The following is a 15,775-nucleotide window of genomic DNA, read 5'->3' as shown; positions in this document are numbered from 1 at the left end:
TTCCTAAAATTTATAACTGATTGAAATGTTTCCTCTAAAATTCGGATACAAGTATTTGTTGAGATTTTCGATGAGATCATGCTTATAATCTACAGAAACATCAAAAGATATTTTCCTGTTATTTAAAAACGAAAGTGTTTGACGTATGCCGAACTGTTTTACAATGCCAATATCATTATTGTAATTCAGTGATGAACCGGCGGTGAACCTTTTTTTGACCGTATACTGGTAGGACAATTCAGCAATAAAAAGATTATTGATATAGATCCTATCACCCAGTTCTTTATTATAAGAAATAAATAAAGAAGCATTATTGGAACCTACAGGTGCTGAAACATTATAGTTCAATAAAAGAAGGTTACTATTTACAGAATCGGTCAATCTGTCAAACCTGATATCCTGGTAATTAACATTGATATGCTGATTAACAAAAAAGTTTGAAAAATAGAGATTATTATTCATATTTACAGAATACCTGTTAATCTTATAAAGTGAAGATTTACCTTCTCTGAGTGTATTGATGGCTGATCTGTGATAACCTCCGCCCCATCGTATATTTTTACTATATCTGTATTGAAAATTTGAATTAAAAGATGAATTCATATAATCAAATCTAGAATCAGCGCTGGTATTATAATAGTTATTTCTATATTGAATATTGAAAAGACCTTTGCTTCTATTAAAATCTTTTCTGAAGCCCAGGTCATAAAAAACCGATCCGCGGGTATTATTGCCGGCAAGTGCATTATAATATCCCTGTCCGGTATAACCAACCTGCACTCTTGGTGCTAATTTATACTTAGGTGAATAATCAGAATAAGAAATTTTAGAAGACAAAGTGTTGAAAACATCTACCCCAATTTGTGAGAGAGCGATATTTTTCTGTGCATTGCCCGACAGGTGATCAGTTTCGTTAGCAAACTGGTTGGCAGAAGTTGACAATTCTACATTTATTATACCCGCTGTATTCACCGGAAAATTCTTTTCCAGCGTACCCACCATATTATTTCTTTTAGCAACTGCCGAATGATTGAATAACTGACTATAGGCATCTTTAATATTCGCATTCATGACTGTTACTGTAAAGCGGTTTCGCTCATCGTCGGCAAATTTAGAATAAGAAAAGAATTGCATATTTCCGGAAGGAAGGTGTTGATTGGCTGTTTCAGCAAGATTAGAAAGTCCATAACTATCATTCAATGCGCCTCCACCGAAAGAAAAATGATGATCAGACTTAGAAACAGAAAGATTAACGGCGTTTGAGAAAAATCCCTGAACAGTTCCAGTATAATCTTCTTCACTGATATCACCGGCTTTAAAATTATTCACCATCGTAAAAAAACGTTGAATACCATTCATTGGTAATAACTGTGCGGCTGCATTTTTAATATTTTCGGCCTGGTTCAGTGAACCGGAAAGGAAGTCAGCATATTTACTTTGTCCGGAAAATATTTTATTGATCGAAATACTTTTATCCAGTTGCTTTTTAGTTTCAACAGCAATAGTACTTAACCGTTTAATATCATTGATCTTATTTTCACTGATTGTAATTTCATTGAGCAGTGAATCAGACAAACTACTGTTTAAATCGCTTTGATGATCACTGAGGTACTTCTTCTTATTAATTACTTCATTTTGTATAACAGTTATATTTGCATTCTTTAAAATTCGATCGTTGATCTGCTGGTCATTAAAAGTCAGATACTCCTCAATAGAAAAAGAATGATTAATCAGCTGATCTGCATTTTCCAGGGCATCAAAACTGATAGATTTAATTTTTTTTGACAAAGTATGCTGATAATATTCCTTTACATATGTAAACAGTTCATTTCTGCTTTTCAGATGATTTAAAAGGCTTTTATTACCGGTCAGGTTTGACTTCAGGCGACGTATGTAATCTTCCCTGTCAAACTGAAAATTTTTCAATACACTATTCTTATTTTTTTCGAATACGTTGGAGAACTGAAAAACATTCAGTGAAAAAGGAATATTCCATAAATACAAATGACCGTCTATATTATGTGCAAGTGACGAAAAACCGTCCGGACTAAACTGTAAGTAACCGGCGGAAACTTCATTCAATCTTACATCAACAACATTTTTGTAAAGAGAGGTATAACTATCCTTACCTGTGATTCTCTTTACTTCAAAAATCGCATCTTTCAGCTCATGATCGAAGTTCATCACCGGGCTCATTACTGAAAGTATAGAATTGGCCATTCTTCTTGCTGAGTCTGCACCATATTTCTCCTGAATGAAAGCAAAAAAATCATTGTACTGCGTGGATATTTCTTTATTAGAAATAGCGGGAATGGTATCATTCAGCTTATCAGCATATGACATGATACCGGTTAATAACAACAAAATAGTTGAGAAAAAAAACTTATATAATTTCACAGCTCGTAGGCATTAAGGGTGCTGTGAAATTCAATCTTATTGTTTAAATTAAGTTAAAAAGTACAAAAATTATATAAAAACTATACTTTTCACCTACAATAAATAAGTACAAATACCTATACATTTATAAAAAATATATTCAACGTATACCTAACTGTTAGCTATCATATTATTTTTTTCCAAATACCTCTTATGCATTCCGGCTCATTATTATTCAAGTAGAAGTGAAATAGTTTAAACAATCTATGCTCCTTTTTAATCTGACTGCCTGGAAAATAAATTCAGAAAAAATAGTCTACAAATTTGGTAGACTTATAAAATACTCCTAGTTTTGTTTCATGTTTAACAACAAGGTACAGCCAGGCGAATAAGCGTATACTGCTGTATCTATATTACTTATATCTGTCAATCAGGTATAGAAACCCTATTGTTTATTCATTAAATTATTCGCAATGCCAACTTACACAGCGAACATCCGGTTGCAGGATGCACTGGAACAGGATTATGTACTTTTAAACAGAGAATTGAAGCAGAGGTCGTTCAGACTTTTCTCCATAATTCATGAGGAGCCGGATCGCCCGGAAACCTTATATTTCAGACGAGAGAACACCTTTATTCATGAGGTGGCATCAGACCTGGTTATTGCTGCTAAAAAAACCGGAAAACCTTTCTCGTTTACTATCGAAAAAGAAAAAGAAAACTGAATTATGTTTACCTATAAAACATTCAGAAAAATTGACCTGATCGAATTAATGAGTATTTGCGCAGCCTAAGCGCATCAACTGATCATTTAACCTACTAAAAATACAATAATGACTGCCCGAAATTTTTTATCCCGTGGGATAAGCGTAATCGTATTGTCTGCACTGTTCATTAACCAGTTAACTGCAGAAGAGATTACTAAAGATAAAGACAAAAACAATCTCACTATAGAAATTGATTTATCGAAGCTCAGCTATGAAGGTGAAAAGATATTCTTTACCTATTATAATTCTCTTACAAAAGAAAGGCACACCGACAGTGCTGATTTTCAAAAAAAAGTGGTTTTTAAAGCGGTAGTTGCCGAACCAATTCTGGCACAACTGACGCTGAAACCTAAAGTAACACCGTCAGCAGATGGTCAAAGAAGAGTCAATGCTACTGATAATTTCAGTATTTACATTGAAAAAGGAACGATCAAAGTAAAGGCTATTGATTCACTTAAGAAAAGCGAAGTAAAAGGATCATCCACTCATAAAGATTACAAAGTACTGCAAGCTGCACTTTTACCTTATCAGGAGCAACTGAATACCTTATATGCTAAAAGTTCGGTTTACAGAAAAGAGGAGAATGAAGCAGGGCTAAACCAGGTACGTACAGATATTACTACTGTTAACAATGCTATTAAAGAAGAAGTGTACAAAGGTTATATTACCGGAAAAGGTAAAAATTCTCCTGTAGCTATTTATGCTCTATCCCAATATGCCGGATATGCCATTGATGCTGATAAAGTAGAACCCTTATACCTTCAGATAAGTCCATCCATCAGGGAATTACCCTCTGGTAAACTATATGAATCTAAAATAGCCACCGCACGCCAACTGGAAATAGGAAAATCTGCGATTGATTTTACGCAAAATGATACGGCTGATATTCCGGTGAGTTTATCTTCTTTTAAAGGGCAATATGTATTGGTTGATTTTTGGGCAAGCTGGTGCGGGCCCTGCAGAGCAGAAAACCCCAATGTAGTAAAAGCATTTCAAAAATATAAAGATAATGATTTTACCGTTCTGGGTATTTCATTAGACCGTCCGGGACAAAAAGATAAATGGATTCAGGCTATTCATGACGATCAGTTAACCTGGACACATATTTCAGATTTAAAATTCTGGAACAATGAAATTGCTCTGCTGTATGATATCAAAGCAATTCCTCAAAATCTGTTACTCGATAAAGAAGGAAAAATTATTGCTAAAAATATTCGTGGAGAAGATTTAGAACAAACCTTATCACAGATTTTTGATAAAGAATAAAATATTGTGCTAACCCATTTTTAAATAGCTCAGTCGTGTTGCAGTGTCAGTCTCAATAAAGGTGTCTTTGAAGAACGGCTTTATCCTGATAGCGTAAAGCCGTTCAATTTTAAGCTGGCAGAATATTACATAGGTGCTTTGGTCGAGAGGTTAGACGCAACCTTCATAAGGTCTGTTAGGCCGGTTCGAGTCCGGTAGGCACCGCAAAATGAATTAAGAATTAAGAGTTAAGAGTTAAGAGTTTTCGTTTCATCGATTCTTAATAATTGTACATATTTTTCAAAAAAACATGTTTGCCGTTTGAATCGTGTGCCGGACATATTTTATCAGTGAACGTATAATTTCTGAACAATGCAATTGAACTATTTAGCATTTGTATTGCCTGTTTTTTTCATTTTTTGTGCAATTGAATACTACTTTAGTATCAAAAAAAACAAACAAGTATTCAGTTTCAATGAGAGCATCAGCAACATGAATGTCGGGCTGTTTGAAAGAACCTGTGATTTATTTACCACATTGGTTTTTCACTATTTCTTTGTTTGGCTTTATAACAATTTTGCCATTTTTAACATTGAAGCCAACCTGCTGACCTGGTTACTGTTGTTTCTGGCCACCGATTTATTGTGGTATTGGTATCACCGGTTCGGCCACAAAGTGAACATTCTGTGGTCTGCTCATGTAGTGCACCATCAAAGCGATGATTTCAATTTTACGGTAGCAGCCCGGATCACCATATTTCAGGCATTTTTCCGGTCAATATTCTGGTCATTTATTCCGGTACTGGGATTTCCGCCGGAGATGATTACCACTATACTGCTGATACACGGGGCTTACCCGTTTTTCACGCATACCCAGCTGGTAGGAAAACTCGGCATAATAGAAAAATTTCTTGTTACGCCTTCTCATCACAGGGTTCACCATAGCAGCAACGAGCAATATCTTGATAAAAACTTTGGTGATGTATTGATTATATGGGACAAGTTTTTTGGAACTTATGTTGAAGAAGATGAAAAAGAAAAACCGGTTTACGGTATTACCAGTCCATTAAACAGTTATAGCTTTTTATGGCAGCATTTTCATTTTCTATTGGAGATAGCTGTTTCCTTTAAAAGAGCTAAGGGATGGAAGGCTAAAATGAATACTATTTTCGGTTTACCGGATGACCTGGATCCGTCTATTAGGGCAGAGCTGGAGAAAAAATTCTTAGACCAGTCTCCTAAAAAGGCGCTATCGTCTACGCTGATTCAATTCATCAGCTTCAATACCGTTATTACAGTATTGTTTGTATTCTTCTTTCTGTTATTCGGGTTTTATCAGGATGTGACGCAGATTATAACAGGAAGTTTATTTGTATTCGTCAGTGTAATTCATACCGGAGCAATGCTTGAACAAAGGAAATGGATTTTCCATATTGAATTTACCCGGTTGCTGATTCTGTTCATCTACCTTTCGATTACACTACCCTACCACTGGTATATTGCAGGTGTATGGTTATTATTATTACCGGTCGTTGTATTTTACAATACGGCCAATAAAAATTATTTAAAACTGCTCACCATTGATATAAAAAGAAACTAAAAACTTTCGTAACCAAAACAAACACCCTTCATTCGGGGAATCTGATATACTTCTCATAAAGCCTGCAGAAAAAGATTCCCCCGGATAAGGGCCTTTAAGTGTTTATCGCATAATGCTGCCTGAAATACTTCTCACGATCATCACCATTCGAATCTAGATAAGATTACAGCCCATACAGCATCTTCCACAACCGTTTGTATGAATACTTTTTCTATAAAAATTGTTATTTTACTAAAAAACTGATTTTCTGTCGGAAAAGCTATTTAATTTGAAACATTCAGCGATTTTTTTCGTCTTACGATCAAGGCAATGAAGATCTTTGTAAAAATCCTTGTAAATTTATTATTATATAATTGGAAGATAGTTAGACATGGAAACATTCCCCTCTATAAAAACATCCAGACTGATTTTAGACGAATTAACGTTAGCGGATGTACCGCTGATGGTAAAACATTTATCAAACCCGGCCATTGCTGCTGTAACCTTGAATATTCCCTACCCTTACAGTGAAAAAGATGCATTGTCGTGGATATATCATGCAGATCAGTGTTTTAAAGCTGAGAGTCATTTCATCTTTGCCATACGCCAAAAGAAAGATAAAGCGTTCATTGGATGTATCAGTTTAGCACTTGATAAAAGGCATCACCGAACTGAACTGAGTTACTGGCTGGCTGAACCTTTCTGGGGAAAAGGCCTTGTAACCGAAGCCGCAAAATCAATAATGTACTTTGCTTTCAATACGCTTCAGTTAAATAAAATAACCGCCAATCATATTGTTGAAAATCCTGCATCCGGCAAGGTAATGGTGAAATGCGGTATGTTGAAGGAAGGTTACCTTAAACAACATATTCATAAGAAAGACCGTTTTTATGATATTGTTATTTACGGACTTACCAAAGAAGAATATACAAAACTCTAAATAAATCAGCCCCTGATAAAATCAGGGGCTGATTTATTTTTGATCCATTACGGAATTTTACAAACCATATTCCAGGTATACCACCACATCATACAATTTATTTGTATCAATAGCAGTAGCGGGCCCCATTACCGGTGCTGCTGCTGCAAGCTCACCAGCATTAGTTATTTCGATCGTATGATTTTTTATGATGCCGGTATTAAACAATGTACCAAGATCTTTGGTATACAAATTACCGAGTTGCGAATCAGTATCAAATCCACTCTGATCAACATCATTCAGTCTTATACTTACATTGCCAACCGGCTGACCGGGAGCGGTGATCAATACCAGCTTAGCTTTTTTAATGCTGAGTGTTTTACCATTCAGAAAGAATGGAAAATGTTTATCCTGTATTTTAAAAGTCACCGGTGTATTAACCGGCTGTTCGGTTAAGCGGTGGAAGTCAGTGGAGAATTCCTGTCTCAGGCTTAGTGTTCGTGCCAGCGGATACTCAGTCAAAACATTGGTGAGTGTGCCTTCAATAACCGCACTTTGTTCTTCCACCTTATCTCTGAATAACTCATCATATTCCGCCGTATAACTTATATGAACAATTACATCATTCACCGTTTGATAATCAAATTGCCTGAAATTTTTGGGCAATGATAATTTCCATTTACTGATCACGCCTGCACCTTCAAAAGGCATGTATCTTTCATCTCTGAAGTTCACCTGAAATACACCTGCATCATTTTGTGCGGTACTGGTAGCAATAACAGTTGTTCTTGATTTCGGCACTTCTTTCAGTTCTGTTTGTCCCGGTTTCGCTTCCATTCTGATCTGGCTGCTCATCAGTGATAAAGTAGCACTGATATTGGTATAAGGTCCGGTTACAGAAGGAATAGTTAACCGAACAGATTGAATTCTCCTTCTATATTGACCGGGGTAGAACAAATCGAGGAATATTTCCGGAATTTCAAATTCGCAGGTACCTGTTTGTTTCAGATTTAACAAAGCCGAAGGACTGATCTGTGTTAAAGAGAAGGTTTGGTCTATTTCATTTTTACGGTGATTGGTTTCAATATATTTCCGCTCCATAGCCTGTAAAGCCATCATCAGTTTTTCTCCGGATAGAAGTCCTGCTTTTGAACTATCAAAATAAGATCCTTCAATAAAGAAGCCTGTGTGATCACGTTCATATTTGTAGGCTTGTTCTGCCATGCGGGCAATTGCCAGTGCATTATTGAGTGCTTCTTTATAAATTTGTTGCATGGTAGATGACAACCAGGTATACAAACCGATGTTAGTGAATTTTTCACCAAAGAAATCAAGTACTTCCTGGTTATGTTCAATTGATTTCAGGTGTAAAGAGCGACTTTCGTTTAATACATCTCTTCTGATTTCGGCTCCTAACAATGCTTTTTCAGCTTGTACTAATTCATGTTCCAATAACTTTTTCTGGTGTTTCCATCCATCCGATCGGCGTTGGAAACCGGCTTCCATAGCAGCCACTGAGCTGATATTATCTTGTATCTGAGCAAATGAACCTGAGGCTTTTGCAAAGTTTTCAATACTGCTGTGCAGCTCCGCACCTCCGTACTTCATTGCCATCGGCGATCCCACCTGAGGAATTAATGCTAATACGGCTGACAGTGTATTGCTGGCAGAAGCAGACAGATGAAACTGTGCAGCAATATGCTTAGAAACTGATTGAATTTTTTCATATGCATTTCTATTCTCAACAATCAGGCTCTGGTAATAGTTTAACTGATAGGTTAATGACTCAATACGGCTCTGAGCCGCTTTCACAGCTTCTTCGGCAGCGCGTATTTCCAGATCACGTGATTTAGTAGAGAGTTCCAGCATATTCTGTTGCTGGGTCATTCTGATCAGCGACAATTCTTCTACATTTTTCTTTTCAATGGCGCTTAATAAGGCAGACCCGAAGCTTTGCACCATTCCGGTAAAGGCTTTGGCTTTCTCAAGCAGATAAGTGAATCTGTAAGGCGGTAAGTTACCGGCCGAGCTATTCAGCAGATCTTCTAATGAAAGTCCGGCTGCTTTCGCACGTACGAGTACTTTAGGATCTATTTCAGGTGAGAACAGTGCCAACTGTCTTTTTTGTCCTAATATATTCATACAATTTCTCAGCTTAAACAACCTGTCATCTACCCGGTCATAATAATCGAGCAGGTCTTTGTTGCCTGGAATACAGAATACCGGTGATACCTGATGAACGAAACTCCATCCGAAAGATGCTGCTTTATCCTGTTTACCCAGTGGTGACTCCTTTTTCCATTCTTTACCCCGGGATACTCCTGGCGTAAAATCGCCCGGTTCATCAAAATCAACTGCTTTTGTACCAGACAATTCACCATTCTTTTCTTTCTGAGCGATTATTTCCTTATATTCTTTTATACTGTATCCATTCGTTAAAGCTTCATATTCTTCTTTACTTTGGAATTTTTTTTGATTAACAGCTTCCTGACCTGCACTTTTAATCATTGCCCCGCTTAATACGGTGTTTTTACCTTTAATATTATTTCTGGAGGAAGTAGCCTTAACCGTATAAGTTTCCAGCTCAGCCAAAAATTCAGCAGTAGGGCTGAGTAAAGGTTGAATGGTCTGATAATTTTTAGGAGAAACAGTACCTTCGCCGCAATCACCTATCTGAACCGGTTTATCACCCAGGATTTCTCTTGCTATAACATACAGCAAAGTAGCTTCATTTACCGACTCCATCGTATCCTGTGTAAAAAGATGATCCGCCCAATCAAGCAGATTATCAATATACTTCATAACAATTGTTTTCTGGTAGGCGCTTAAACGAAGCCGTGCAATGGCGTGCGGATTAAACGGATCTCTTTTATATGCCTCGATGGCTGTGCCGTTATTCAACTGATTACGTAATGATTCAATTCCTAACTTCCGGAATTCAAGGTATTGCCAGTTACGATCTAATGCTAATCTTTTCTTCTCATCAGGTGTAGCGGCAGCCGGGTAATTAATCACTTCAGTAGAACCGGGATTGAAAATATAATGATACCATTTTTGAGCATCGGCATATTTACCCTGGCTATTCAGGTAATTTGCGATTAAGAAAGGAATGTGAAAGAATATCTCTCTGTAATAAGTACCATAGGCACCTGACCAGTCTGTTCTGTTTGATACGACCTTATTAAATATCTGTGCAGAGTGACCTGAAGTGTACGGAAAAGTCTCCTTCATTTGGTTTTGTACCTGAATGCTGAGTGTAGTTTCAACTCCACTGGTAAACAAAATTCTGGTCAATTTTTCGCTCAGGGTGGTACCTAATCGTTTTAGAAAGAACCCATTTCCGTTTACAGGTGAACCTTGCAGGTACAACATTTCTTGCTGTACGCTAACAATATAGTCAGAATAACTGCCATTGACCAATTGTACGGAAGTATTGATTGGCATTGAAAGAAGTTTATTTTGTTTTACATTATCAAAAGAAGCTTCTAAAAGAGATTCTGACCAATAGCGCTGTAAAAGAAAATTATTTTTTTGTGCATTTAATAACAAAGTGCCGTAAGAAAAATTGTCAAACAATTGCAGAGAAGGAGACACAGCACGAAATAAATCGGTACCTTCTCTTTTTATTATTTTACCTGGTTTGCTTAGTGTTACCTTGGTAGCTATTTTAACTGCAGGATGATTGTAGTGCGCTGTATTAAAAACACTTGTAGGACGAAGTTTAAGGTCATAAAAGTCAATCGGTGCCAACAGTTGAAAACCTGCGCCGCTCAGGCAAACTTCTCCATTATTAATTGTTGGAAATACCTGATCCCAAAAAAATCCATTCAACGTATAATCTTCTATTGTTTCATAATGTGGATCAGCAGCATATCGTGGTGTTTTCATTTTCTTCATTGCTTCAGTGAGCGTATCCAGATTAAAATTGAAGAAAGGAAAGTTAGTCAACAATTCAAGTACAGATCCGCTAAATTCTTCTTGCTCATGTTGATCAATCAGAGGGTCTTTGATAACTCCATTCCCTTCAAATGGATGAACACCTCTTAAATCTAATTTCTGAGGACTGCTCCAGCTACCATCCAATTTTAAAGAGGTAAAATCAACAGACATCCGATGAGCATACCCGGTGAGTACGGTTTTGTTTGCTTCAAAGGCTGAATTTGCAATAGTGGTCACATGTACCCAGAATAGATATAATCGACCGTTGAAGACAAGAGGAGCAACTTTTCTAACCGGTATCTGTACATCAATTTTTTCCCATGGTTTCCATATCACTCCCCTGTCAGCTACTTTCTCAGAATAATAGATGTTTTCAACTTTCCGATAATAATAAACACATGGATCATCTGATGTAACACCAATCAGATGCAGCACATCTGTTTTATTTACATCATCTTTTTCATGATAGGTTCCGGCTATTTTCAGATGAGCCAGTTCATCAAAGCCACGCATGTATTTTGCATAGGCGTCCATCACTGTATCGGCATTAATTTCCTGTTGCAATAGTTCTTTTTCCAGTTCTTCAAACAGCGGTGTTTTATCATCCCTCAAATCCGGTTCAATGTAGTTTTCCGGATATAAGAATACTTTTCTGTTAGCCTCCCATACACGGTAGTTTTTTCGCCACTCCCACTCTTCTTTTGATCTGTCATCTAATTGTACATGTACCCTGTCTGCAGTTCCTGGTTCTTTTGCATCCTGCTCAAGGTTCATCAGAACACGATGTATATACAATTGCAAACTCATGGTTGCCGCAACCAACCGTGAAGTTCTTGCACATCCTTCCAGTTCTGTATCTACCAGAAAGTAGTTATATAAATCATTGGTATCTTCAAACTGCGGATAGCCGGAATGAATCAGCAAAGTAGTAAGAGCAGCCCGTTTTTTACCTCTTATAATGTCGTGATACTTTTCGATTTTCTCATTTCTCTCCTGTTCATCTCTGTATTTACTTCTGAATGCACCCAGTAAATCAAGACCAGCCTGATTCAGTTGATCATAATCCGTAGCAGCAATTTTTTCCAGCACTACAACATTCACCCCGATATACTGGCAACAAGTCGCTATCTCCTTATAAAAAGCTAATGCCTTGAGTGGGTTTGTAAAGGAGGTTGTTACAGTGTAGATACCGCTTACGGCTTCTGCAGAAGAATTCAGTATGCGGGCAATTTTTTTCTTATCTGCCAGTTGAAAAGCATTGTGAGCAATAAAATTATCCAGCACATCATTCAGGTCTGTAACACTGCTATTAAGTTTTTCTCCCATGATGAGAAAAGATGCGTATGTATGCAGTGTTTTTACATCCTTTAATGTTAACTGATTCAGATCCGAAATTTCAAATAACGACAGATGATCGATAAAATATGTTGCACTGGCTTCGTTGAATACGCCCGATTTCAACAGCACACTCAGAGGAATCAAGGCCTCAACCAGTTTTGGTAATTCAACCATAGCAGTGCCGCGATCCTGTATTTCAAGCAATAGTGCTCGATTATTAAGGTCAAAACCTGCACTTTCAAGTGCTTTAAGCAACCAGTTTTCTGAAAAATTAAATACTGATGATAGATGTGCCGGTATCAATGTACGTGAATGAAAAGCATACAATACGCTTCTGATTAAAGGCTCTGCCACCGTTATCCCTGACGGGATATTAATGGCTACAGAAGGGTTAAAAGCCGGTGTTAAACGATATAAAGTGCCATTTTCTGCCGGTTTGATAATAGTATCATTAGAAGCAATGATCATTCTTGACTCCAGTTCGGTAATTCCATCAATATAAGAGAAAACCGTATCTGAGAATAAAGTTTGTTTTTGCTGCGTTATTTTTTGTACAATTTCTTCACTGATTTCATCTACAGAAGGATATTTACTTCTATCAGCAACCTCCTTTTTCAGTATAATATGCAGATCTTCTAACGAATATGAAGTTTTTTTCCACCAGTTATGCCATTCAAGTAATGCAGACAAATGATCTTCATTCTGTATGTATCCATTAGGAATATCACTGATAAGCTTTATAAATCTGAAAAAGTCGTTGATGGGCATTTTTAGTTTGTAAGCCAACAGATAGTGCCGGTAAAGAACAGATAGATTATTCAAAGTCAGCAAAAAGCCTCTTCTATCCTCGTTTGGAGAATCTACTTCTGCCCCTAACCACTGAGCAAGTGGAGTAATTAATGATTTTAGTTCTGCATCAGTAATATTAAAAGCAGCCGTTAACCTTGAAGATGAAAACTCAGCATTGGGAGAAGTCTGGTCAATGATAAAATCCGGATGAATGAAACGAATGGCATTCTTAGGATAGGTACCTTCATAAAAAACAATGTCTTTGTGATTAAACATTCTTTCAAATAAAGAAGATTCTTTCGGTTTGAGTGACTGTTGTGGTATTTCATGAATCATTGCCACCAATTCTTCCAATGAAAATTCAAATTTATCTCCTATTGCTAACCATTTACCCATTAGGGTAACCGATGTTTCATTAATATCATTTATCCCCTTATCACTCAAAACACTCAGCAACAGATCAAATTCCTCAATTGTAAAACCTGTTTTACGTAAAAGTCTTACAAATCGGTGTAAACGGTCTAACGAAACATAACTAAGGTTATGAATACGTTCAACATCGTTCTGCAAACTATCCGCATTTTTCTTTTCACTTCTTATAGTGATAAATCCTCCTTCATTAATGAATCTGGTCGTAATCAAACGTTGCAGGCCGTTGCGATCTATATTCAAAGGTTTCAATATATCCTGTACATTAAAAGGTGTGATAACAGATCCCGATACTGCGAATGAGAGGCCGTATAATCTCTGCAAAAATGCCGGACTTAATTCAGATTTTACCACCAGCTCATATTCTCTGTCTGAAAGATTAAACCTGTTCTTTGAAATAACAGCCTGACTTTTCTGTAACAGAGCAGCTATCCCTTCACGGCTATATTCAAAATGACGGAGGTAAGTGGCAACAGTAGTCAGAGGCAGGTGAAACGGTTGTTGAAAAGAATAAATTTCATTTTTCCACGTAGATACACCTTCCAAAGAAACAATTCTTTTATAAACAAAACTCTCTACCAGTGGCCGGTTAGAAAAACTTCCGGAAAAAGATTTTCGTTGAGCAATAAAATTTTCTAAAATCTCATTAATGATATCCAGATAAGGAATAAGATCAGAGGTATTTTCACAACTCAACTCCAGTGTCCATAAATCAGTTCTTCTGTTTTTCAGATTCAGAACATGCGATGATTTTGATCCTGTAAAATTTTTTGAAGTAATATTTTTTTCAACAAACTGCATCAGGTCAACAAAATAAGCTGCGGGAGAGTAAATAGACTGACAATGAGAGCAATCACAAAAATCCATCTTTCCGAACAGGTCCTGATAACCCGGAATATCACGGAAGTAATTGCTGACATCTGTTCCGATATTACCTACGGCCAGGTTATCAAAGCCACCGGATATCACATCAATAATAGTTCCCATAATACCTCCAGCACGAATCACAGCCAGGTGTGCTTCACGGAAGAGTTTACTTCCGATAACAACATCCAGTCGGGTGTCTTTGACAAACTTTTCTTCGGTAACAGATGCGATGTGATACGATGAATGGTAACCTGCCGTCATAATCTTTTCAGTAAGATCTACATCCTGCGTGAAGGAAAAGATCCGCTGCTGCGCCTTAATATTTTTCAATACCATCGTTTTTTCGGTTTCAGAAAAACCACTGAAATTGAGCAAATTAAGATCTTCGCTATCGTGTTTATATTCGAGGTTGAGATAGTTGATTTCCTGATTCTGTAAACGGAACTTATTAATCAATTCTAACCTGTCCAATACATTTTTATTAATACCGGCAAGGTCAGATTTTTCATTATCTAAAATACGCCCCAGGTTTAAACCCGGATTTAATTTTACCAGTTTATCTAACTGTTCATATGCTTCTCTGACAACTTTTATTTCTTTTTCAGGTAAGTCAGGTAATTTAAACCCGTCAAATGAAATATCTCCAAATAATTTTTCATTCTCTTTCCTCAATACCTGCAGTATTTCTATATTCTTTTGAACAGGTATTTCAGCTATGCGTGAAAACTTACGTTGCAAAGTTTCTTCAGGAAAAAGATTCTCCACTTTTTTTGAAATAAAGCCGGCGTATTCATCAACAGATATATCATCAGAAAGCGTTACGTTAGATTTTTTTATCCATTCAATCCATGTACTTGTATCTACCTTTACCAAATCTGACAACCGGGTAAATTCTTTTTGTTGATAAATGATTTCGGTTAACTCGAAATTACCATCAACGAGCTGATGCATATTAGCAGCAACACCTAACCGGAGGGCTTCTTCTGCCGACAATGCTTTATCGTTAACCAGGTTGTTTAACTGTTCCTCATCAATACTGTTCAGATTCAGTTTTGCAGCAAACAATTTTTCAACCTTTTTTTCTTCTATACCAACAATATTGTTGAGACGATACATTTTTGCTTGCTGCAATTCTTTCTGAAACAAAGGATTCATAAAGACTGGCAGTTCGGGCAGTAAAATATCATTCACTGTTCCTAAAGCAGGAATTTTAACTATAGCTTCCTCGATTTCTTTTTTACGAAATTCAGTGAGGTTTTCTTTCAACACTTTTTCGGCAAGTGTTTTTCGAATATCAGTTTTGCTCAATTTCAGATTAGAAAAATCTATCTGGCTGATACTTTTTTTAATTTCTTCAGGTGCATCTTTCACCTGTTCTTCGAGTTTAGATTTCAGGGTCATTCCTGCTTTTGCAAGCATTGTATTGAACAGTTCGGGTTGTTGTTTTTCGAGGTCAGCCGGTTTAAGGCTTGCCATTTTTTCAAGTGCTAAAAGATCTTTCTTTTCCATTGTTATTGATTAATAAATT

6 protein-coding genes and 1 tRNA gene are annotated in these 15,775 nt (G+C 36.8%); 5 read left to right on the top strand and 2 right to left on the bottom strand.

Going from position 1 to position 15,775, the window contains the following annotated elements; translation table 11 throughout:
* Window positions 1-3: 3 nt before the first annotated feature.
* Window positions 4-2,343, bottom strand: coding sequence for a hypothetical protein (locus tag D9O48_RS13030; protein ID WP_126973415.1), 2,340 nt, complete (start codon window positions 2,341-2,343; stop codon window positions 4-6).
* Between the two features lie 506 nt (window positions 2,344-2,849).
* Between D9O48_RS13030 and D9O48_RS13025 the strand changes: the two genes are divergently transcribed.
* The 5 genes from D9O48_RS13025 to D9O48_RS13005 all read left to right on the top strand — a co-directional run bounded on the left by D9O48_RS13025 (window position 2,850) and on the right by D9O48_RS13005 (window position 6,906).
* On the top strand, window positions 2,850-3,101 hold the full coding sequence (locus D9O48_RS13025; protein ID WP_126973414.1) for a hypothetical protein: 252 nt from the start codon (window positions 2,850-2,852) through the stop codon (window positions 3,099-3,101).
* Between the two features lie 108 nt (window positions 3,102-3,209).
* Complete coding sequence (locus D9O48_RS13020) at window positions 3,210-4,409, top strand: TlpA disulfide reductase family protein (protein WP_126973413.1); 1,200 nt, start codon at window positions 3,210-3,212, stop codon at window positions 4,407-4,409.
* 132 nt (window positions 4,410-4,541) lie between these two features.
* Window positions 4,542-4,613, top strand: a tRNA-Met gene (locus D9O48_RS13015).
* A gap of 147 nt (window positions 4,614-4,760) precedes the next feature.
* The gene (locus D9O48_RS13010; RefSeq protein ID WP_126973412.1) at window positions 4,761-5,987 is read left to right on the top strand and encodes a sterol desaturase family protein; all 1,227 of its coding nucleotides are present in this window, start codon (window positions 4,761-4,763) and stop codon (window positions 5,985-5,987) included.
* Between the two features lie 370 nt (window positions 5,988-6,357).
* Window positions 6,358-6,906 carry a GNAT family N-acetyltransferase gene (locus D9O48_RS13005; RefSeq protein ID WP_126973411.1) on the top strand — a complete coding sequence of 183 codons (549 nt, stop codon included), beginning with the start codon at window positions 6,358-6,360 and terminating at the stop codon, window positions 6,904-6,906.
* 57 nt (window positions 6,907-6,963) lie between these two features.
* Here the strand turns inward: D9O48_RS13005 and D9O48_RS13000 are convergent, their stop codons facing one another.
* Window positions 6,964-15,756, bottom strand: a complete 8,793-nt coding sequence (locus tag D9O48_RS13000) for a Tc toxin subunit A-related protein (RefSeq protein ID WP_126973410.1) — start codon at window positions 15,754-15,756, stop codon at window positions 6,964-6,966.
* Between the last annotated feature and the right edge of the window lie 19 nt (window positions 15,757-15,775).

The organism is Gynurincola endophyticus, from assembly GCF_003991195.1.
Classification (GTDB): domain Bacteria; phylum Bacteroidota; class Bacteroidia; order Chitinophagales; family Chitinophagaceae; genus Gynurincola; species Gynurincola endophyticus.
The sequence above is the reverse complement of the archived record's forward strand: the minus strand, read 5'-3'. Positions and strand labels throughout refer to the sequence as shown.

What these genes read in the sequence shown, in the direction of transcription:
- D9O48_RS13030 (WP_126973415.1), bottom strand. Translation starts at nt 2,343, where the DNA reads ATGTCATATGCTGATAAGCTGAATGATACCATTCCCGCTATTTCTAAT.
- D9O48_RS13025 (WP_126973414.1), top strand. Translation starts at nt 2,850, where the DNA reads ATGCCAACTTACACAGCGAACATCCGGTTGCAGGATGCACTGGAACAG.
- D9O48_RS13020 (WP_126973413.1), top strand. Translation starts at nt 3,210, where the DNA reads ATGACTGCCCGAAATTTTTTATCCCGTGGGATAAGCGTAATCGTATTG.
- D9O48_RS13010 (WP_126973412.1), top strand. Translation starts at nt 4,761, where the DNA reads ATGCAATTGAACTATTTAGCATTTGTATTGCCTGTTTTTTTCATTTTT.
- D9O48_RS13005 (WP_126973411.1), top strand. Translation starts at nt 6,358, where the DNA reads ATGGAAACATTCCCCTCTATAAAAACATCCAGACTGATTTTAGACGAA.
- D9O48_RS13000 (WP_126973410.1), bottom strand. Translation starts at nt 15,756, where the DNA reads ATGGAAAAGAAAGATCTTTTAGCACTTGAAAAAATGGCAAGCCTTAAA.